Below are 19,520 nucleotides of genomic sequence, written 5' to 3'. Positions count from 1 at the left end.
CCCGACGCGCCGACCGCCCGTCGTGCAGGCGCCCGCCGACGACCGCCGTACGACGCGGGGCCCGCCGGACGACCGGCGGGCCCCGCGTACGCGTCCTCAGACCAGGCGCACCCGGGCGGCGCGCAGCCGGGTCAGCGTGCGCTCACGGCCGAGCACCTCCAGGGACTCGAAGAGCGGCAGCCCGACGGTACGGCCGGTGACGGCGACCCGGACCGGGGCCTGGGCCTTGCCCAGCTTCAGCCCGCGCTCCGCGCCCACCGCCTCCAGGGTGGACTTCAGCGACTCGGCGTCCCAGGACTCCAGCGCCCCGAACGCGGCGATCGCCGCGTCCAGCAGGTCCGCCGCGCCCTCCTTCATCGCCTTCGCCCAGGCCGCCTCGTCGATCAGTGGGTCGGCCAGGAAGAGGAAGTCGACGTTCGGCACGATCTCGCTGAGTACCGCGATCCGGGTCTGCGCCAGCGGCGCCACCGCGGCGAACGCGGCCGGGTCGAACTCCTCGGGCTGCCACGGCGGCGGGGCGATGGTCTCCGTGCCGGTGAGCCACGGCTGGCAGGCCGCGACGAACTCCTCGACCGGCAGCGCGCGGATGTACTCGCCGTTGAACGCGCGCAGCTTCTTCTCGTCGAAGAACGCCGGGGACGGGTTCACCTCGGCCAGCCGGAACTCCTCCTCGATCACCGACCAGGGCACGATCTCCCGGTCGCCCGACGGCGCCCAGCCGAGCAGCATCAGGTAGTTGCGCATCGCGTCGGCGAGGTAGCCCTCGTCCTTGTACGCCTCCAGGGCGACCTTGTCGCGCCGCTTGGACAGCTTCTGCCGCTTCTCGTTGACCACCACGGGCACGTGCGCCCAGATCGGCGGCTTCACCCCGAGCGCGTCCCAGAGCAGCTGCTGCTTCGGGGTGTTGGGCAGGTGCTCCTCGGCCCGGATCACGTGGGTGATCCCCATGGTCATGTCGTCGACCACGTTGGCCAGCAGGAACACCGGGGAGCCGTCACCACGGGCGATGACGAAGTCCTCGATCAGCTTGTTCTCGAAGGTCGGCTCGCCACGGATCAGGTCGACCACCACGGTCGCGCCCTCGTCCGGGGTGCGGAAGCGCAGCGCCCGCCCCTCGCCCGGGCCGAGCCCGCGGTCCCGGCAGAAGCCGTCGTAGCCCTGGTACTGCGAGCCGGTGCGGGCCTGCACGTCCTCGCGGGTGCAGTCGCAGTAGTACGCCCGGCCGCCGTCGTACAGCCGCTGGGCGGCGGCGCGGTGCTCGCCCGCGTACGACGACTGGAAGTACGGGCCCTCGTAGCTGCCCCGGGCGATGCCGATCCAGTCGAGCGCGGAGAGGATGCCCTCGGTCCACTCGGGCTTGTTGCGGGCCGCGTCGGTGTCCTCGATGCGGAGCACGAACACCCCGCCCTGCTGCTTGGCGTAGATCCAGTTCTGCAGGGCCGAGCGGGCACCGCCGACGTGGAACATACCGGTCGGGGAGGGGGCGAAGCGTACACGTACCGTCACGTCCCCCAGCCTACGGGCGGCGGCCAGCCGATTCCGCGAGGGGGCGGGTCAGGGCACCGAGCGGATCTTCAGGACCAGGGCGCTGCCGACCACGGTGACCACCGCGGTGGCCGCGTACAGGGTGGGATAGCCGCCCAGGTGGACCACGATCGGGGCGGAGAGCGCCGGGCCGAGCACCTGGGGCGCCGAGTTGGCGATGTTGATCACCCCGAGGTCCTTGGCCCGGTCGGTGGCGGTCGGCAGCACCTGCGTGATCAACGCGGCGTCCACCGCCAGGTAGACGCCGTAGCCGGCGCCGAGCAGCAGCGCCGCGACCACCGCCATCGGCCAGACCGGCGCGACCGCGAGCAGCAGCGCGGCCACCGCCATGATCAGCCCGGAGACGATCACGTAGACCTTGCGCCGGCCGGAGCGGTCGGAGAGCCGCCCGGCCAGCACGGCGGTCAGCACCATGCCCAGCGTGTAGAGCAGGATCAGCACCAGCAGGCCGCCCTCGGGGTCGGCCACCCGCACCCCGTCGGTGAGGAAGTACAGCAGGTAGAGCGTGCCGAGGGCGTTACCGAGCTGGACCAGGAACCGGGTGAACCAGGCCCAGGCGAAGTCGGGGTGCCGGCGCGGGCTGATCCACATCGAGCCGAGCAGGTCGCGCAGCCGCAGCGTGGGCCGGTGCTCCCGGGGCAGCGGATCGTCCTGGGTGAGCAGCGCGAACGGCAGCGACAGCAGCAGCACCGCCAGCGCGATCGCGGCGTACCCGGCGGCGTTGCCGGTGACCACGGCGGTGACCAGCACCGCGCCGACCACCAGGCCGAGCGCCTGGGGGATGCCCACCCAGCCGGAGACGCCGCCGCGCTGGGCCACCGGCACCCGGTCCGGGATGGCGGCGGTGAGGCTGGCCAGCATCGCGTTGAAGCAGACCTGGGCGGCGACCCAGCCGAGCGCGACGCCCGCGATGGTGTCCTGCCGGGCGAGCAGCACCAGGGCCAGTGCGCCGATGACCGCCCCGGACGCGGTCCACACGTGCCGGCGGCCCAGGTGCCGCTTCGCCAGCCGGGGCGAGGTCCGGTCCGACAGCGCGCCGGCCAGCGGGTTGGCCAGCACCGCGGCGAGCGCCCCGAGGCCCGTGACGACCGCCAGCATCGCCTCCTTGTCGCCCGGCGCGATCCGCTCGATCTGCTGCGGCAGCAGCACCTGGATCGGGGTGAAGAAGGCCATCCAGACGCCCAGGTTGGCCGCGAAGATCAGCGCGATCCAGCTCCGCCGGACCGGCACGGTCGGTTCGGCGAGCGCCGCCGGCAGCGCGGCCGGCGTCGGGTCCACCGTGGTCACCGCCGCACCAGATCCCGGAACCAGGCGTACGACGCCTTGGGGGTACGCCGCTGGGTGGCGTAGTCGACGTGCACCAGGCCGAACCGTTTGGTGAACCCCTCGGCCCACTCCCAGTTGTCCAGCAGCGACCAGACGAAGTACCCGGTCACGTCGACGCCGTCGTCGATCGCCTCGCGGACCGCCCGGACGTGCCCGTCGAGGTACCCGATCCGCTCCGGGTCGTCGACCCGACCGTCGGCGTCCGGCACGTCGTCGTACGCGCAGCCGCTCTCGGTCACCTGGATCGGGGGCAGCGCGTCGCCGTACCGGTCGCGCAGCCCGACCAGCAGTTCGCGCAGCCCGTCCGGGGCCACCGGCCAGTCGAAGGCGGTACGCGGGTAGCCGTCCAGCGGCACGATCTCGAACGGCAGCGGCGAGCCCTCCTCGGCGGCCCGGATGCCGGTCGGGTTGTAGTAGTTCACCCCGAGCACGTCGACCGGCGCGGCGACGACCGCCAGGTCCCCGTCCCGGACCAGGCCCGGGTCGACGCCGAGTTCCTCCGGGTACCCGAGACCGAGCAGCGGATCGGTGAAGAGCCGGTTGTGCAGGGCGTCGTACGCCGCCCCGGCGGCCCGGTCGGCGTCGGTGCCGCCGGCCAGCCGCACCGGGGAGTAGTTGTTGGCGATCGCGACCGGGCTGCTGCTGCGGGCGCGCAACGCGGAGACCGCGAGGCCGTGCCCGAGGAGTTGGTGGTGGGCCACCGGGAAGGCGTCGAAGAGCAGCATCCGGCCGGGGGCGTGCACGCCCGTCCCGTGGCCGAGGCTCATGTGGATGAACGGCTCGTTCAGCGTGATCCAGAGCTTCACCCGGTCGCCGAGCCGGGCGGCGACCAGGTCGGCGTACTCGGCGAAGCGGTCGGCGGTGTCCCGGTTGAGCCAGCCGCCCGCGTCCTGGAGCGCCTGCGGCAGGTCCCAGTGGAAGAGCGTGGCGACCGGGTCGACGCCGTGGGCGAGCAGCGTGTCCACCAGCCGGTCGTAGAAGTCCAGCCCGGCCGGATTGGCCCGACCGGTGCCGGTGGGCTGCACCCGGGGCCAGGCGATCGAGAACCGGTACGCGTCGACGCCGAGCCCGGCCAGCAGGGCGACGTCCTCGGCGTACCGGTGGTAGTGGTCGCAGGCCTCGTCGCCGGTGCTGCCGTCGACGATCCGGCCCGGTTCGTGGGCGAAGGTGTCCCAGATGGACGGACCCCGGCCGTCGGCGGTGGCCGCCCCCTCGATCTGGTACGCGGAGGTGGACACCCCCCACCGGAAGCCGGCGGGGAACTCGGGCATCGGCGCGGTCGTCATTCGCCCTCCCAGAAACGCGAAGCGTGCTCGCGACTCTAGGGCGCGGAACGGCGCTGGTCCATAGGCCTGCTGCCGGGCTCCGCGCAAGGGCCTTCGGCGTGTCTTTTCCGAACCCGTCCGGGTAAGTCCGATTTACCGCATACAGTGCGGAATATCGCGGATGTGTCCTTAGTGGGGGAAAGACGGAAATGATCCTCGTGGAACGCAGTGCGCACGTGGTGGCGCCGGTGGAAGCGGTCTGGGACGTCGTGCAGCGGGCCGAGCAGTTGCCGGCCTGGCTGGCGGGGGTCCGCGCGGCCGAGGTCCTCTCCGGGGAGGGCTTCGGCCGGCGACAACTGGTCCAGGCCGGGCGCGGCGCGGCGCACGAGGCCGAGGTGATCGCCTACCAGGAGCCGACCCTGATCGGGTGGCGCGAACGGGCCAAGGGCGCCGGTGCCCGGTCCGAGGCGCGCACCGAGATCTACGTACAGCTGACCCCGGACGAGGAGGAGGGCGGGACGATCGTGCGACTCATCGTCGTGCGGTGGCCCGCCGGGCCGGTCAAGGCCGCCCTGCTCCGCCTCGGCCTGCGTCGGGTGGGTGCCGACCTGGAGGACTCGCTGGCCCGGCTGACCGATCTGGCCGCCGTCGGCTGACCGGAGCCGGTCCCGGCGTCGCCCGCGATGACGATGGTCCGGCGTCCCCGCCAGGGACGCCGGACCATCGTCGACTCCAGCTCCGACCCGCCGCCCGCCACCCGTGGTCGGGGCGGAACGACGGAGGGGCCCGGCGCGACTGCGCCGGGCCCCTCGTGTCGTACCCGAACGGGTCAGCTGTCGCCGCCGGTCTCGCCCACCGGGGCGGCGTTGACGTCGTCCAGCACGTACTTGCGGGCCGCCTCGGCCGGCACCTGGGCCGGTACCGCGCCGCGCAGGGCGAGCTGACGCAGCGTCGCGACCGCCACCGACTCAGCGTCGACGTGGAAGTGCCGGCGCAGCGCGTGCCGGGTGTCCGACATGCCGAAACCGTCGGTGCCGAGCGACGTGTAGTCGCCGGGCACCCAGCGGGCGATCAGGTCCGGCACCGCGCGCATCCAGTCGCTCACCGCGACCTTCGGCCCGTCGGCGTCGGCCAGCTTCTGCTGGATGTACGGCACCCGCTGCTCGGTGCCCGGGTTGAGCAGGTTGTGCTCCTCGCACTCCACCGCGTCCCGGCGCAGCTCGGTCCAGGAGGTCACCGACCAGACGTCGGCGGCCACCCCCCAGTCCTCGGCCAGCAGCTGCTGCGCCTTGAGCGCCCACTGCATGCCGGTGCCGGAGGCCAGGATGTTGGCCTTCGGCGCGTCCCCGCCCACCTGCGGCGCGGGGGAGTAGCGGTAGATGCCCTTGAGCAGGCCCTCGACGTCCACCCCCTCCGGCTGCGCGGGCTGGAAGATCGGCTCGTTGTAGACGGTGAGGTAGTAGAAGATGTTCTCCTGCCCCTCGCCGTACATCCGGTGCAGGCCGTTCTCCACGATGTGCGCCAGCTCGTAGGCGAACGCCGCGTCGTACGCGACCACCGCCGGGTTGGTGGCGGCCAGCAGCAGCGAGTGGCCGTCCTCGTGCTGGAGGCCCTCACCGTTGAGCGTGGTCCGGCCGGCGGTCGCGCCGAGCACGAAGCCGCGCGCCATCTGGTCCGCCGCGGCCCAGAACCCGTCGCCGGTGCGCTGGAAGCCGAACATCGAGTAGAAGATGTACAGCGGGATCATCGGCTCGCCGTGGGTGGCGTACGCGGTGCCGGCCGCGGTGAACGAGGCCACCGAGCCCGCCTCGTTGATCCCCTCGTGCAGGATCTGGCCGGTGGTCGCCTCCTTGTACGACAGGAACAGCTCCCGGTCGACCGAGGTGTACCGCTGGCCGTGCGGCGAGTAGATCTTCTGGGTCGGGAAGAGCGAGTCCATGCCGAAGGTACGGGCCTCGTCCGGGATGATCGGCACCCAGCGCTTGCCGAACTCCTTGTCCTTCATGATGTCCTTGAGCAGGCGGACGAAGGCCATCGTGGTGGCCACCTTCTGCTTGCCCGAACCGCGCTTGACGTCGGAGAACCGCTCGGTGCCCGGGATCTGCAGCGTCTTGTGGTCGGTCCGCCGCGACGGCAGGTAGCCGCCCAGCTGGTTCCGCCGCTCCCGCAGGTACTCCAGCTCGTCGGACTTCTCACCCGGGGTGTAGTACGGCGGGAGGTACGGGTTCTCCTCCAGCTGCTTGTCCGGGATGTCCAGGTAGAGCCGGTCGCGGAAGAGCTTCAGGTCCTCCAGCGTCAGCTTCTTCATCTGGTGGGTGGCGTTACGGGCCTCGAAGTGCGAGCCCAGCGTCCAGCCCTTGATGGTCTTGGCGAGGATCACCGTCGGCTGACCGGTGTGCTCCATCGCCGCCTTGTACGCCGCGTAGAGCTTGCGGTAGTCGTGCCCGCCCCGCTTGAGGTTCCAGATCTCGTCGTCGGAGAGGTGCTCGACCATCTTGCGGGTCCGCGGGTCACGACCGAAGAAGTGCTCCCGCACGTACGAGCCGGACTCCGCCTTGTAGGTCTGGTAGTCGCCGTCGGGGGTGGTGTTCATCAGGTTGACCAGCGCGCCGTCGGTGTCCGCCGCGAGCAGCGGGTCCCACTCCCGGCCCCAGACCACCTTGATCACGTTCCAGCCGGCGCCCCGGAAGAAGGCCTCCAGCTCCTGCATGACCTTGCCGTTGCCGCGGACCGGACCGTCCAGGCGCTGCAGGTTGCAGTTGATCACGAAGGTGAGGTTGTCCAGCTCCTCGCGGGCGGCCACGCCGATCGCGCCGAGCGACTCGACCTCGTCCATCTCACCGTCGCCGAGGAACGCCCAGACGTGCTGCTGGGAGGTGTCCTTGATGCCGCGGTGGTGCAGGTACCGGTTGAACCGGGCCTGGTAGATCGCGTTCAGCGGGCCGAGGCCCATCGAGACGGTGGGGAACTCCCAGAAGTCCGGCATCAGCCGCGGGTGCGGGTACGACGGCAGGCCGCCGCCCGGGTGGGAGAGCTCCTGCCGGAAGCCGTCGAGCTGGTCGGCGCTGAGCCGGCCCTCGAGGAAGGCCCGCGCGTACATGCCGGGGGAGGCGTGGCCCTGGTAGTAGATGTGGTCGCCGCCGCCCGGGTGGTTCTTGCCCCGGAAGAAGTGGTTGAAGCCCACCTCGTAGAGCGAGGCGGAGCTGGCGAAGGTGGAGATGTGGCCGCCCACGCCGATCTCCGGGCGCTGGGCCCGGTGCACCAGCATGGCGGCGTTCCACCGGATGTAGGCCCGCAGCCGCCGCTCGATGTGCTCGTCACCCGGGAACCACGGCTCGCGCTCCGGCGGGATGGTGTTGATGTAGTCGGTGGTGGTCAGGGACGGCACCCCGACCTGGCGCTCGCGGGCCCGCTCCAGCAGGCGCAGCATGACGTACCGGGCGCGCTTGGTCCCGCGCTCGTCGATGACACCGTCGAGCGACTCGACCCATTCGCTGGTCTCTTCAGGGTCGATGTCCGGAAGCTGGCTCGGCAGACCAGCGGTGATCACCGGGCGCTTGCGTTCCGTAGCCACAGGCGTTCCCTCGGTTTCGTGTGGGATAGGTCTCTAGCGCCATCCTGCCCCCTCGTGGCGCTCGTCGTCACGTCTGGCTCCCCCAGACGCGACGCTCAACACAGGTACCCACCAGTAACTTTGTGCGACCACGGGGCACCGCGGGCGGGCGCGGCTGGACCCGTCGCACTACCCTGCCGGCATGTGGCGACGACCGGGTCTGCTGGGCGGTGGGCTGACCGCGCTGGGCCTGCTGGTGGTGACGGTGTCCGGCGTGATCCTGGCGCGGGAGATCGCCCGTACCCCCGACCGGGGGCCGGACCCGTTGCTCGGCGTCGGCGTCGGCGTCCTGCTGATGGTGGTGGGTCTGACCACCCTGCGGGACCGGCGTCGGTTCCCCCCGGGCTACCGGTCCGGCGCCGGCCCGGCCACCGCCTTTCCGTACACGCCGCCGCACCCCAACGCCTACGGCGGTGACATGCCCTCCTACGGCGGCGACTGCGGCAGCGGCGGGGACAGCGGCGGCGGTGGTGGTGGTGACGGCGGCGGGGGCGGGTGCTGAGCGGCTGCGGCAGAATGCCGGGTATGCGCAGTGAGGTGATCACCGTCCGGACCGGTTCCCGGCCGACCGTCCAGGACATCACGGCCGAGGCCGAGCGGTTCCTCGCCGGCGAGGGCGACGGCCTGCTGCACGTCTTCGTGCCGCACGCCACCGCCGGCCTGGCGATCATCGAGACCGGCGCGGGCTCCGACGACGACCTGCTGCGGGCGATCGACGACCTGCTCCCCACCGACGACCGGTGGCGGCACCGGCACGGCTCACCGGGTCACGGCCGCGACCACGTGCTGCCCGCCTTCGTCCCGCCGTACGCGACGCTGCCGGTGCTGGGCGGTCGGCTCCAGCTCGGCACCTGGCAGTCGATCTGCCTCGTCGACACCAACGGCGACAACCCCACCCGCCAGGTCCGCTTCTCCTTCCTCGCCGCCTGACCCCCGTCTCGCCGGGCCGCCTGGCCCCTGATTCACGGAAAGAGTGGTTATCCGACGCGGGACAACCACTCTTTCCGTGAATCAGCGCGGCGAGGGGACGGGGGCACCCGGTTCTGCGGCCAGCTGTGACGACGGGACGCGACCGTGGGCGCGTACGTAGAGTTGCGCCATGGCGCCCCCCACCGACCCGGACCGCTCCGCCCTGGCCGGTGACACCGTGCGCCGGATCATGCACATCGCCGCGGCCCTGCGGCACCACCAGGACGTCGAGGTCGCCGGGCTGGGCCTCACCCCGGCCACCGCCCGGGCCCTGGACGAGCTGGACCCGGACCGGCCGCTGCCGGCGCGGGACCTGGCCGAGCGGCTGCGCTGCGACCGGTCCAACGTCACCGCCCTGGTCGACAAGCTGGAACAGGCCGGGCTGGTGGAGCGGCGGACCGACCCGGCCGACCGGCGGCAGAAGGCGCTCGTGGTCACCGCCGACGGCCGGCGGGTCCGCGAGCGCGTACGCCTGGTCATGTCGGACTCCCGACTCCTGGACGGGCTGCGGACCGAGGAGTTGGCCACGCTGCGCGAGCTGGCCTGGAAGGTGTCCGACGGGGGCTGCCCGGAGCGGTGCGGGCCGGACTGATCCGGGCCGGGCGGAACGTGTCCGAGTGGGCGACCCGGGCGTTCGTCGGTAATGCTGTCCGACGTGACCCCGCAAGATCTCGACGACCGGTTCCGGGCGGCCCTGGGCGAGCTCCGTGTCCCCGCCCAGCGGCGTGACCTGGGCGAGCCGCTCTCCGCCGGCGCGCCGTTGACCGGCGCGCAGGCGCTGGCCCTCTTCGACGCGCAGCTGACCAGCCGGCTGCTGGATCTCGCCGCCCGCTGGCTGCGCAGCTTCGGCGAGGGCTACTACACCATCGGCTCGGCGGGGCACGAGAGCAACGCGGTGGTGGCCGCCGCGCTGCGGCCCACCGATCCGGCCCTGCTGCACTACCGCTCCGGTGCCTTCTACTGCCTGCGGGCCGCCCAGGCGGCGGGCGGCTTCCCGGCCGCGGCCCCGGACCTCACCGCGGCCGACGCCGCCCCGGACCTCACCGCGGCCGACGCCGCCCCGGACCTCACCGCGGCCGACGCCGCGGACCTGGCCGGGACCGACGCCGCGGGGCTCATCGGGACCGACGCCGCCCCGGGCCCCGGCGGGCGCGACGGCTCGGACCGCGCCGGAACCGACGGCTCCCACCCCGTCGGCACCCACGTCACGGCGGGCGGGCCCGCCGCCCACCACGCCGGCGGGACCGACCTTCTCGATGCGGCCGGGACCGACGTGCGGCAGGCCGACGCCCGGTCGTACCTCGCCGGAGCCGACGTCGACGGCGTGCCCGCCGACGCTGACGGCCCGGGAGCCGGTGCCGGCGGCGCGGCGGCCGGCGGGTGGGGCGATGCCGGGTCGACCGGCGCCGGGGACGACCCGGGCCGGACCGGGCCCGACGCCGCCGGTGCAAGCAGCCGCATCCCCGGACCCCGCGCTGCCGGAGACGTCCCGGTGGAGGACCGTGGCGCGGGGACCGGGACGGTCGTCGGGGGCGCGCCGTCGTCCGGGGAGCGGTTCGCCGACGCCACGGACGACGGGGTGGCGAGCCTGCCGGTCGGTGCCGCCGTGGTGGTCGACGCGGCCGGTGAGGCGACGGTGGACCCGCCGCCCCTGCCCCCGTCCGATCCGGTCGACGCGTACGCCGAGGCGGCGCGGGACGTGCTGCGCGGGGTGGTCGCCTCGGCGCGGGAGCCGATCGCCGGGGGCCGGCACAAGGTGTTCGGCCGGGCCGACCTGGCGGTCATCCCGACCACCTCCACGATCGCCTCGCACCTGCCCCGGGCGGTCGGTCTCGGCCTCGCCCTGGAGCGGTTGCGCCGGACCGGCGGCGGGCGGCGCACCGGCGCCGACGTTGCCGACCCCGCCCCGGCCGGTGCCGACGCGACCGGCGTCACCGGGACCGGCACTGCGAACGGGAGCGGCACCGGGATCGGCGGCGCCTGGCCGGCCGACGCCATCGTGGTCTGCTCGTTCGGCGACGCCTCGGTCAACCACGCCACCGCCACGGCCGCGTTCAACACCGCCGGCTGGTACGACCACACCGGCCTGCGCATCCCGGTGCTGTTCGTCTGCGAGGACAACGGGCTCGGCATCAGCGTCCGCTCGCCCCGGGGCTGGGTCGAGGCGACCCTGCGCGCCAAGCCGGGCATCCGCTACTTCGCCGCCGACGGCGCCGACCCGGTCGAGGCGTACCGGGTGGCGGTCGAGGCGGCGGCCTGGGTGCGCCGGCACCGGCGTCCCGCCGTACTGCACCTGGCCACCGTCCGGCTGATGGGGCACGCCGGGGCGGACGCGGAGACCGCGTACCGCAGCCCGGGTGAGCTGGCCGCGGACGCCGAGCGGGACCCGCTGCTGGCCACCGCGCGGGCCCTGGTCGAGGGCGGCTTCGCCGACGGCGCGGAACTGCTGGCCCGCTACGACGAGCGCGGCTGGCAGATCCGCCGGATCGCCGAGGAGGTGCTCGACGAGCCGAAGCTGTCGTCACCCGCCGAGGTCGTCGCGGAGCTGTCGCCGCGGCGGCCGGTGCGGGTCTCCCGGGCGGTCGCCGAGGCGGGCGTCCGGGCGGCCGGCCCGGGCGCGGGTGCCCGCGCCGAGGCGTTCGGTGGCCGGCTGCCGGAGCTGGCCGGTCCGCTGACGCTGGCGCAGAGCATCAACGCGGCGCTCACCGACGGGATGCTGGACCACCCGGGGATGGCGGTCTTCGGCGAGGACGTCGCCGCGAAGGGCGGCGTGTACGGGGTGACGAAGGGGCTGCGGGACCGGTTCGGCCCGGCCCGGGTCTTCGACACGCTGCTCGACGAGACCTCGATCCTCGGTCTCGGGCTGGGCGCCGGGCTGGCCGGGATGCTGCCGGTGCCGGAGATCCAGTACCTGGCGTACCTGCACAACGCCGAGGACCAGTTGCGGGGCGAGGCGGCCACCATGCGCTTCTTCTCGCACGGCGCGTTCCGCAACCCGATGGTGGTCCGGGTCGCCGGGCTGGCGTACCAGGAGGGGTTCGGTGGCCACTTCCACAACGACAACTCGCTGGCGGTGCTGCGGGACGTGCCGGGTCTGGTGATCGCGGTGCCGGCGCGACCCGACGACGCCGCGCCGCTGCTGCGCAGCTGCCTGGCCGCCGCGGCGGTGGACGGCACGGTGTCGGTCTTCGTGGAGCCGGTCGCGCTCTACCACACCCGCGACCTCTACACGGAGGGTGACGGCGAGTGGGCGGCCGGGTACGCCGAGCCGGGCGGGTGGGCCGCCGCGCACGTCCCGGTCGGCCGGGCCCGGGTGTACGGGGTCGGTTCGGCCGAGGACGTCACCATCGTCACCTTCGGCAACGGGGTACGGATGTCGCTGCGGGCGGCGGCCACCCTCGCCGACGAGGGGATCGGCAGCCGGGTGGTGGACCTGCGCTGGATCGCGCCGCTGCCGGTGGCGGACATCATCCGGGAGGCCTCGGCCACCGGGCGGGTGCTGGTCGTCGACGAGACCCGCCGCTCGGGCGGGGTGGGCGAGGGGGTGATCGCCGCGCTGGTGGACGCCGGCTACGTCGGAGCAGCGCGGCGCGTTGCCGGACTTGACTCGTTTGTACCATTGGGTCCGGCGGCGGGTCAGGTTCTGGTCTCCGAGGAAGCCATTACCCAGGGTGCCCGTACGCTGCTGGCACGGTAAATTCCGTTCCACCCGGTGCGCCACTTGCGCGGGGAGCCACAACTGTGTGGACTTGGCCCGACGGCGTCGCCGCGACGCCGCGAGCAGGGATGAGATGAGGAGGCACGCGACAGTGAGCGCGACCGCTGGTCAGGCCGCCGACGGGGTACGCAGCCTGGCGGACCGGTTCGGGATCGAACCGGGGATGGTCGTCATGGAGATGGGGTACGACGAGGACGTCGACCAGGATCTCCGGGACGCCCTGACCGACCGCTGTGGAGATCTGGTCGACGAGGACACCGACGAGGTGGTCGACGCAGTTCTCGTCTGGTACCGCGACGGCGACGGTGACCTCTTCGAGCTCCTCGTCGACGCCCTCGGGCCGCTCGCCGACGCCGGCGTGGTCTGGCTCCTGACGCCCAAGGCCGGCCGGGACGGCCACGTCGAGCCCAGCGAGGTCGCGGAGAGCGCGCAGACCGCCGGTCTGCAGCAGACCTCCACGATCAACGCGGGCCGCGACTGGAGCGGCGCCCGCCTCGTGCTGCGGCGCGGGTCGAAGGGCAAGAAGTAACGGCCGCCCACACCCGGCGGCCGACGCCGCCGGGTGTGGCAGGCTGATCATCTCCAGACCCGACCCGAGGAGTACGCATGCCCATCGAGGTTGGCGCCGAGGCGCCGGACTTCGTCCTGAAGGACCAGAACAACCAGGAGGTCCGGCTCTCCGACTTCCGCGGCAGCCGCAGTGTGCTGCTGGTGTTCTACCCGCTCGCCTTCACCGGCATCTGCCAGGGTGAGCTCTGCGAGGTGCGGGACAACCTCAACGAGTACGTCAACGACGACGTCCAGGTGCTCACCGTCAGCGTCGACTCGGTCTACGCCCACAAGATCTGGGCCGACCGGGAGGGCTACCAGTTCCCGCTGCTGGCCGACTTCTGGCCGCACGGCGCGGTCGCCCAGGCGTACGGCGTCTTCAACGACGTCGCGGGCATCGCCAACCGCGGCACGTTCGTGATCGACAAGGCCGGCGTGGTCCGGTTCGCCGAGATGAACATGCCCGGTGAGGCCCGCGACCAGCAGGGCTGGCGCAAGGCGCTGGCCGAGGCCGTCGCCGCCTGATCCCACCCCCAGGCACACCGTTCGACCGGGTCGGAGGCCGGCAGGTAAGCTTGCCAACTCCGGCCCGCCGTACGGCGTCCCGGGCGCGTAGCTCAGCGGGAGAGCACTCGCCTTACAAGCGAGGGGTCGCAGGTTCGAAACCTGCCGCGCCCACCACACACCACCAGCAGAAGTTCACTCCGCGAGCCAGGCGGCGACCTGCCGTGCAGGAGTTGTGGGCAGGCCGATCGCCTGCCCTGCACGGTGCGCCTCGCCGACCCGCCACCCCGGTCACCCGGTCGTCCAGGGTCCGCTGGGCGGTGCGGGCCGAGAGACGCTCCAGGAGGAGGCGGGATGCCAGCGCTGAGCGAACACGTGAATGTCTACACGACAGCGATCGCGGTCCTGGAGCGAAAGGGATTCTCAATCTGGTACGACAGAGAACGTGACATCTTTTGTGCCCAGCGGGGTGGCTGGGACTTCTGGGCGGACAATCCGGTTTCCCTGCTGGGCCTGGCGGCCATATTCGAATACAAGAACCCGAGTGAATATACGAGCCGTTGGTGGGAGACCGAGGGCAGCATCCGGTACCCGAACGTCCCCGAGATCGCACCTGAGTACGCCCCGGTCCACGACTAGATCTCGGAACGAGAGCGAGCGCTGACACGGGCCGCTCTGCCTGTGCGAACGGGTCATCCGGCCAGTTCTCGCAGCAGAAGTGCTCCGTTCCCGCTCCACAGTTCGATCGAGTAGCGCAAGCCCAGACTCGCGAGCACGGCACCGGGTTCGTCCACACGGGACGGTCGACGGGCGCGTACGCGGTCGGCGTGGTCCGGGGCGCCGACCCGATGGAGGACGATCCTCAGCATGGCTGATCCGAACGGGCTGACCGACGCCGAGTACCTCGTACTCAGCCCACTGGAAGGGGACCTGCCACTGCCGCTCGGGGAGATCGCGGACGCCTTCCTCGCCTGCGTGGCCGGCGAGCCGCCGACGACAGCGCAGGTGGCTGCCCTCCTCGGACCGGCGCTGGCCGCCCTGGCGGCCCACGGCCTGACCGCGGTGCGCCGCTTCGATTCCTGGCCGGCCCGGTGGGAGCACGGGGCCGAGGTGGTCGACCTCGGCGGCGATGGCGGACGCGTCGACATCTGGTCACGGACCCGTACCCATGACGTGTGGGTCGCCCGCATCACCGAAGCCGGCACCGGGTGGCTGTGACCGGTCGCCGCGGGGCGCACTCAAGTCGCTCGCCGGGCCGACTCGGCCTCCAGCAGGTGGGCTGCCTGCTCCACGGTGGTCACGAACTCGTCCGGTGGTATCCGGGCGACGAACACCCGGCCCAGGTCCGCCGACTCGGGATGATCCTCCCGCCGGAACGCGAAGACGATCACCAGATCCTCGTCGAGGTAGGCGTACGCCGAGACGTTGTCGACGGTCTCCCCCCACCGCAGGAACCAGAACTGTTCCCGGAACTCCGTCTCGTCCGCGTGGAGCAGCCGGAACACCTCCTCCGGCGTACGGCCAGGGAAGGGACAACCCGCGACGTCGCGTCGGCGTACCCGGGCAGCGCTCGACCGCAGGACGGGAATGAAGTACGGGAGGAAGGCCGAGTTGTCCTCGATGGTCAGCCGCCTGCCGGCCGCCCACAGGTCGACGACGCGCAGTTGCGACGGCTCGACCTCGCCGATCTCCACCGCGAACGTGGCCCGATCACTGAAGCTTCGTGTCATCAGCCACGAGACTACTGTCGCCGGTGTGAAAGACGATCGGCTGGCGGCCGTTTCGCGGCTCATGAAGGCGCACATGGACGCCGCCTTTCCCGGCCGGTTGCGGGCCGTCGAGGTGGCGGGCGTACACCTGGTGCTGCTCGATTCGACCGTCGCGGGCTGCGTCGGCTCCTGGCTGGACCACGGCGGCGAACTCGGTGACCGGTGGTGGGACGTCCTCGCGGGCTGCGAACGGGAGCTGGAGCGGGTGATACCGGAGCTGTCGGGTGACGAGGCCGCCTACTGCCGGCGGCTGCTGGAGATGACGGTGCTGGTGCTGGAGGCGTAGGGCGCCGCCGGCGACCGGGGCCTCCGGCTCCCGGCACGGGCCGGGCTACCGGAGCGGCATGCCGCCGTGCGGGCTGTTGATGATCAGGCTGGCCGATCCCTCCGCCAGGTAGGGATGGTCCGGGAAGTGTTCGACGTGCAGGTGGCCGCCGTCCTCGGCGGCGGCCATCGCTGCGACGTTCGAGGCCAGGACGGCCCGTGACGCCGCGGCGCCGGAGATCCGCAGGACGCCGTCCGCGTCCACCGAGATCAGCACCGGGCGGTCGGGTGCGGTCGACACCTGGATCCGGGACAGGGCGGTGCGACCGAAGGCGTCGACGGCGTCCGGCTCCGCGGGCAGGGTCCCGCCGCCGGCCGTGAGCAGGGCGGCGAGGGCGTGGTAGTCGTCGGCGGTTCCCGAGAGGTCGACCTCGCCGGACGCCGGATCGAGCAGGACCTGCACGGGTGTCACCGTCTCCTCGGGTCGAGCTTTGTGTCCGGGCCCCGGAGGGCCCGGGCGCCTGCCCATGATCCGCCACCGCCCGGTGCGGGACAAGCGGTCGGCTAGCCGTCGCCGGCCTGCCGCCCGACCCGCTCGTGGCACAGCAGCGCGGCGGCGCCGCTCCGCTCGACCGAGGCCAGCCGGAGATCGCCGACCCCGACCCCGTCCGGGAACAGTCGCCGACCGCCGCCGAGCACCGTCGGGAAGACCAGCAGGCGGTACTCGTCGACCACATCGTGCCCGATCAGCGTGTGCACGATGGCGGTGCTGCCGATGACGATGACGTCCCGCTCGCGCCGTAGCCGCCGTACCTCCGCCGTCAGCTCACCCCGCAGGAGCGCGGAGTGCGGCCAGGCGTCGACGTCGGTCAGGGTGCGCGAGGCCACCCACTTCGGCGCGGCGTTCATCTTCGCCGAGAACTCGTCGGAGCGGCCGGGCCACAGCCGGGCGAAGAGCTGCCAGGTACGCCGACCGAGGAGCAGCCCGCCCGTGTCGAGCCGGGTGCCGAGCCGGAACTTGTCCCCGGCCACCGCCTCGGGGCCGTGCCGGAACGCCCAGCCGCCGTCCGGCGTACCGGCCGATCCGTCGGGGTCCTCGACGACGCCGTCGAGTGTGCTGAACTGGATGACGATCACGCGGTTCATCTGCTGTCCTTCCCGGGCCGGCCGGCCCGTGCGGGTGGGGTCGGCAGTACCTACCGGCGGTCGGCGGTGAAGTCGTCGCGGTCGGCGGAATTCGTGGCACAGGGCGGGGCGGTGGAGCGGGCGTGGCGATCGGTGCGGACTTCGAGACAGCGGTCGCCCCGTTCCGACGGGAGCTGGTGGTGCACTGCTACCGGATGCTGGGCGCGGTGGACGAGGCCGAGGACGTGACCCAGGAGACGCTGCTGCGTGCCTGGAAGGCCCGCGACCGTTACGACGAACAACGGGCCTCGCTGCGTACCTGGCTCTACCGGATCGCCACCAACGCGTGTCTCACCGCGCTGGAGGGGCGGGCCCGTCGACCGCTGCCCGCCGGCCTCGGTGCGCCGAGCGACGACCCGTACGCCCCGCTCGTACCCGATCTCGCGGTGCCGTGGTTGCAGCCGCTGCCCGCGCGGTACCTGGCCGGTGCCGAGACGGATCCGTTGGTGCGGGCGGCCGAGCGGGACGGCGTACGGCTGGCCCTGGTCGCGGCGATGCAGCTGCTGACGCCCGGGCAACGGGCCGTGCTGCTGCTGCGCGACGTGCTCCGGTTCAGCGCGGCGGAGGTCGCCGCGCAGCTCGGCACGTCGGCGGCGGCGGTCAACAGCACCCTCCGGCGGGCGCGGGCCGCGCTCGCCGGGGCGGTACCGCCGCCGGACGGGCTGCGCGGGCCCGACGACCGGACGGTCCGGGCGACCGTGGAGCGCTACGTCCGCGCGTTCGAGGCGGCCGACGTGGACACCCTCGTCACCCTGCTCACCGAGGACGCGGTGCTGGAGATGCCGCCGGTCCCGCTCTGGTACGCCGGCCGGGCCGACTACGGCCGGTTCATCGCCCGGGTGTTCGCGCTGCGCGGTACGGGCTGGCGGATGGTGCCGACCGGCGCGAACGGTCAACCCGCGCTGGCGGCCTACTGCCCGGACGGTGCCGGTCCGCTGCGCCTGCACACGCTCCAGGTGCTGACCGTGACCGGGCGGGGCATCGCGCACAACGTGGTGTTCCAGGATCCGCGGGTGTTCGCGGCCTTCGCGCTCGACCCGACCCTGGAATCCGGTCGCTGACCGGGATGCCGGTGGGCATGATCGGGCGGGGCCGCACCGGGCGGCGGGACGGGGCGGTGCACGACGCGCGGAGGTCTACTCGCTGATGCGGGACAGCGACCTCCCGCCCGACGCGTACCTGACGGCGTTCTTCGACACCGGGGACGAGCGGCAGGAGGACGTGGGCGACGGAGACTGAGCCCTCGATCCCGTCGACAGCGGCAGGGGGCACGTCATTCCGGGCCGCCGGTCGTCTCACCGGGAGCGGGTTCGGGCCTGCCGGGCACGCGGTAACGGCACTCGGGGGCGACCCCGGTGTGCTGCACGACCGTGCTTCCGTTGATCTCGATGGAGCAGGTGAGCAACGGCGGGCGGAGCAGTTCCGCCAGCGTCGGCCGGTACCGGGGGCCGCAGTTGCAGCAGCGGGTGCCGTGTGCGGGGTGGCGGGCGGTGCGGCCCAACGTGGCCGCCAACTCCCGGCACGCGTCGTAGTCGCCGGTCGGGGGACCGCAGGAGCGCCCGCGGCACGGCCCGGTGCGCCCGGTCACGAAGACCGAGGTGTCCCGCGGGTAGGACAACGCCAGGTACCGGGGAAGGTCGCCCCCCTGCCGTACGACGCCGTCGTGACCCGAGGTGACGTACACCCGCCACGGGCCCTGCGGCTGCGCCGGCCCGAGGAACAGGAGCGCCTCGTACCTGACCGGGGTGGTCGGTTCGGCGGTCGCGGCAGCGCTGCTGGTGGCGGGAGCCGGATTGCCGGGAGTGCAGGCCGCCAGCATCAGGATCAGCGCGGCGGCCGCGACGACGGGTCGCACGGAGGCCTCCCGGGGGACCGGCGGGGTCGGGATCGCCACAGGGTATCCGGAGCGCCGGCGCGGCCGGGGGCACCGCGGAGGGCCCCGTCGGGCGGGACCCTCCGCGATCCGGTCAGCGCCGCTTCAGCGCGAACACCCCCCAGCCCAGGTACGGCCGCAGGTGGCGCACGTAGTCCAGCGGTGCCCGGTCCAGCTCGGCCCGGAACTCGCCGGCCAGGTCGTCGTCCGGGTTCTCGTCCAGCCAGGCCCGCACGGTGAACCACTGGGCGGCGACGTACCGGTCCCAGCTGTCCTCGTCGGCCAGCACCATCTCGACCAGGTCCCACCCCAGCCGCCCGAAGCGGGAGACCAGGGCGGGCAGGTCGTCGTAGTCCTCCTTGGCGGAGGCGTGGCAGCCCTCGACGGTCGCCTGGTCGGGCGGGTCCACCCGCCAGAACGGCTCGCCGACGAGCAGCAGGCCGCCGGGGCGCAGGCTGCGTTCCAGCAGGGCCAGGGTGCCGTCGACGCCGTCGCCGATCCAGGTGGCGCCGATGCAGGACGCCACGTCGACCGGCTCCGGCGCGACGTGGCCGGCGGCGTCGCCGTGCACGAAGGCCAGCCGTTCGGCGACGCCGAGTTCGGCCGCGCGGGCCCGGGCCTGGTCGACGAAGAAGGTGCTGATGTCGACGCCGGTGCCGGTGACGCCGTGGTCCCGGCTCCAGGTGCAGAGCATCTCGCCGCTGCCGCAGGCCAGGTCGAGCACCGACGTGCCCGGCCGGAGCCGGACGGCCCGCCCGAGGATGGCGAACTTCTCGGCGGTGAAGGGGTTGTGGATGCGGTGGTCGCGCTCGCGGATGACGAAGTTACGGGGCAGATCCACTTCTGGGGTTCCTCACGTCAGGAGTAGGGATGATCACGAAACCGCTACGGATCGACGTGACTGACACGGGCACCCAAGCACCTCCAGAAGCTGTCGAGG

At 72.9% G+C, this 19,520-nt stretch carries 20 protein-coding genes and 1 tRNA gene; 12 read left to right on the top strand and 9 right to left on the bottom strand.

The annotated features are described in order from the left end of the window. Positions 1-96 precede the first annotated feature (96 nt). Genes gltX through GA0070611_RS15025 form a run of 3 tightly spaced genes read right to left on the bottom strand, consistent with a single transcriptional unit; the run spans position 97 to position 4,157 of the window. On the bottom strand, positions 97-1,506 hold the full coding sequence (gltX, locus tag GA0070611_RS15035; RefSeq protein WP_091664543.1) for a glutamate--tRNA ligase: 1,410 nt from the start codon (positions 1,504-1,506) through the stop codon (positions 97-99). A 48-nt stretch (positions 1,507-1,554) separates the two neighbouring features. Continuing rightward, a complete protein-coding gene (locus GA0070611_RS15030; RefSeq protein ID WP_091664540.1) occupies positions 1,555-2,832 on the bottom strand; it encodes an MFS transporter in 1,278 nt (425 codons plus the stop codon). Further along, complete coding sequence (locus GA0070611_RS15025) at positions 2,829-4,157, bottom strand: GH1 family beta-glucosidase (RefSeq protein ID WP_091664538.1); 1,329 nt, start codon at positions 4,155-4,157, stop codon at positions 2,829-2,831. Before GA0070611_RS15025 ends, GA0070611_RS15030 begins: the two co-directional genes overlap by 4 nt. A gap of 188 nt (positions 4,158-4,345) precedes the next feature. Between GA0070611_RS15025 and GA0070611_RS15020 the strand changes: the two genes are divergently transcribed. Then, positions 4,346-4,792 carry an SRPBCC family protein gene (locus tag GA0070611_RS15020; RefSeq protein ID WP_091664536.1) on the top strand — a complete coding sequence of 149 codons (447 nt, stop codon included), beginning with the start codon at positions 4,346-4,348 and terminating at the stop codon, positions 4,790-4,792. 173 nt (positions 4,793-4,965) lie between these two features. Here GA0070611_RS15020 and aceE read toward each other — a convergent pair whose 3' ends face one another. Continuing rightward, on the bottom strand, positions 4,966-7,710 hold the full coding sequence (gene aceE, locus GA0070611_RS15015) for a pyruvate dehydrogenase (acetyl-transferring), homodimeric type (RefSeq protein WP_091664534.1): 2,745 nt from the start codon (positions 7,708-7,710) through the stop codon (positions 4,966-4,968). A 181-nt stretch (positions 7,711-7,891) separates the two neighbouring features. On the opposite strand from aceE, the gene GA0070611_RS15010 reads away from it, so the two are divergent. The 9 genes from GA0070611_RS15010 (at position 7,892) to GA0070611_RS14965 (ending at position 14,707) form a co-directional block, all read left to right on the top strand. Then, on the top strand, positions 7,892-8,251 hold the full coding sequence (locus tag GA0070611_RS15010) for a hypothetical protein (protein ID WP_091664531.1): 360 nt from the start codon (positions 7,892-7,894) through the stop codon (positions 8,249-8,251). 23 nt (positions 8,252-8,274) lie between these two features. Further along, positions 8,275-8,679 carry a YjbQ family protein gene (locus tag GA0070611_RS15005; protein WP_197675715.1) on the top strand — a complete coding sequence of 135 codons (405 nt, stop codon included), beginning with the start codon at positions 8,275-8,277 and terminating at the stop codon, positions 8,677-8,679. Positions 8,680-8,848: 169 nt separating this feature from the next. After that, on the top strand, positions 8,849-9,310 hold the full coding sequence (locus GA0070611_RS15000; RefSeq protein ID WP_091664526.1) for a MarR family winged helix-turn-helix transcriptional regulator: 462 nt from the start codon (positions 8,849-8,851) through the stop codon (positions 9,308-9,310). 867 nt (positions 9,311-10,177) lie between these two features. Next, the gene (locus tag GA0070611_RS14990) at positions 10,178-12,415 is read left to right on the top strand and encodes a transketolase C-terminal domain-containing protein (RefSeq protein WP_456238055.1); all 2,238 of its coding nucleotides are present in this window, start codon (positions 10,178-10,180) and stop codon (positions 12,413-12,415) included. Positions 12,416-12,527: 112 nt separating this feature from the next. Beyond that, positions 12,528-12,965, top strand: a complete 438-nt coding sequence (locus GA0070611_RS14985) for a DUF3052 domain-containing protein (RefSeq protein WP_091664523.1) — start codon at positions 12,528-12,530, stop codon at positions 12,963-12,965. 77 nt (positions 12,966-13,042) lie between these two features. Then, entirely contained in the window at positions 13,043-13,510 is a 468-nt protein-coding gene (locus GA0070611_RS14980; protein ID WP_091664520.1) for a peroxiredoxin, read from the top strand. A gap of 81 nt (positions 13,511-13,591) precedes the next feature. Further along, positions 13,592-13,666: transfer RNA gene (locus GA0070611_RS14975), tRNA-Val, on the top strand. 177 nt (positions 13,667-13,843) lie between these two features. Further along, entirely contained in the window at positions 13,844-14,128 is a 285-nt protein-coding gene (locus tag GA0070611_RS14970) for a hypothetical protein (protein WP_091664518.1), read from the top strand. Between the two features lie 228 nt (positions 14,129-14,356). Beyond that, positions 14,357-14,707: a hypothetical protein gene (locus GA0070611_RS14965; protein WP_091664515.1), complete on the top strand. Its 351-nt coding sequence runs from the start codon at positions 14,357-14,359 to the stop codon at positions 14,705-14,707. Between the two features lie 20 nt (positions 14,708-14,727). Here GA0070611_RS14965 and GA0070611_RS14960 read toward each other — a convergent pair whose 3' ends face one another. Beyond that, entirely contained in the window at positions 14,728-15,219 is a 492-nt protein-coding gene (locus tag GA0070611_RS14960; RefSeq protein ID WP_091664513.1) for a hypothetical protein, read from the bottom strand. Positions 15,220-15,244: 25 nt separating this feature from the next. Here GA0070611_RS14960 and GA0070611_RS14955 point away from each other — a divergent pair, with 25 nt between their 5' ends. Next, the gene (locus GA0070611_RS14955; RefSeq protein ID WP_157740322.1) at positions 15,245-15,544 is read left to right on the top strand and encodes a hypothetical protein; all 300 of its coding nucleotides are present in this window, start codon (positions 15,245-15,247) and stop codon (positions 15,542-15,544) included. A 45-nt stretch (positions 15,545-15,589) separates the two neighbouring features. On the opposite strand, the gene GA0070611_RS14950 is transcribed toward GA0070611_RS14955, so the two are convergent. Continuing rightward, a complete protein-coding gene (locus GA0070611_RS14950) occupies positions 15,590-15,994 on the bottom strand; it encodes an Imm32 family immunity protein (protein ID WP_231921125.1) in 405 nt (134 codons plus the stop codon). 92 nt (positions 15,995-16,086) lie between these two features. Further along, on the bottom strand, positions 16,087-16,668 hold the full coding sequence (locus GA0070611_RS14945) for a dihydrofolate reductase family protein (protein WP_091664505.1): 582 nt from the start codon (positions 16,666-16,668) through the stop codon (positions 16,087-16,089). Positions 16,669-16,790: 122 nt separating this feature from the next. Here GA0070611_RS14945 and GA0070611_RS14940 point away from each other — a divergent pair, with 122 nt between their 5' ends. After that, positions 16,791-17,768, top strand: coding sequence for a sigma-70 family RNA polymerase sigma factor (locus GA0070611_RS14940; RefSeq protein WP_197675714.1), 978 nt, complete (start codon positions 16,791-16,793; stop codon positions 17,766-17,768). 212 nt (positions 17,769-17,980) lie between these two features. Here GA0070611_RS14940 and GA0070611_RS14935 read toward each other — a convergent pair whose 3' ends face one another. After that, complete coding sequence (locus GA0070611_RS14935) at positions 17,981-18,562, bottom strand: hypothetical protein (protein WP_157740321.1); 582 nt, start codon at positions 18,560-18,562, stop codon at positions 17,981-17,983. A gap of 112 nt (positions 18,563-18,674) precedes the next feature. Next, positions 18,675-19,421, bottom strand: a complete 747-nt coding sequence (locus GA0070611_RS14930; protein WP_091664500.1) for an SAM-dependent methyltransferase — start codon at positions 19,419-19,421, stop codon at positions 18,675-18,677. Positions 19,422-19,520 lie beyond the last annotated feature (99 nt).

Origin of the sequence: Micromonospora auratinigra (genome assembly GCF_900089595.1) — a bacterium.
Classification (GTDB): domain Bacteria; phylum Actinomycetota; class Actinomycetes; order Mycobacteriales; family Micromonosporaceae; genus Micromonospora; species Micromonospora auratinigra.
Note: the sequence above shows the minus strand (reverse complement) of the source record. Positions and strands in the feature narration are given on the sequence as shown.

What these genes read in the sequence shown, in the direction of transcription:
- GA0070611_RS14980 (WP_091664520.1), top strand. Translation starts at nt 13,043, where the DNA reads ATGCCCATCGAGGTTGGCGCCGAGGCGCCGGACTTCGTCCTGAAGGAC.
- GA0070611_RS14960 (WP_091664513.1), bottom strand. Translation starts at nt 15,219, where the DNA reads ATGACACGAAGCTTCAGTGATCGGGCCACGTTCGCGGTGGAGATCGGC.
- GA0070611_RS14945 (WP_091664505.1), bottom strand. Translation starts at nt 16,668, where the DNA reads ATGAACCGCGTGATCGTCATCCAGTTCAGCACACTCGACGGCGTCGTC.
- GA0070611_RS15005 (WP_197675715.1), top strand. Translation starts at nt 8,275, where the DNA reads ATGCGCAGTGAGGTGATCACCGTCCGGACCGGTTCCCGGCCGACCGTC.
- GA0070611_RS14965 (WP_091664515.1), top strand. Translation starts at nt 14,357, where the DNA reads ATGGCTGATCCGAACGGGCTGACCGACGCCGAGTACCTCGTACTCAGC.
- GA0070611_RS15025 (WP_091664538.1), bottom strand. Translation starts at nt 4,157, where the DNA reads ATGACGACCGCGCCGATGCCCGAGTTCCCCGCCGGCTTCCGGTGGGGG.
- GA0070611_RS15010 (WP_091664531.1), top strand. Translation starts at nt 7,892, where the DNA reads ATGTGGCGACGACCGGGTCTGCTGGGCGGTGGGCTGACCGCGCTGGGC.
- GA0070611_RS15000 (WP_091664526.1), top strand. Translation starts at nt 8,849, where the DNA reads ATGGCGCCCCCCACCGACCCGGACCGCTCCGCCCTGGCCGGTGACACC.
- GA0070611_RS15020 (WP_091664536.1), top strand. Translation starts at nt 4,346, where the DNA reads ATGATCCTCGTGGAACGCAGTGCGCACGTGGTGGCGCCGGTGGAAGCG.
- GA0070611_RS14970 (WP_091664518.1), top strand. Translation starts at nt 13,844, where the DNA reads ATGCCAGCGCTGAGCGAACACGTGAATGTCTACACGACAGCGATCGCG.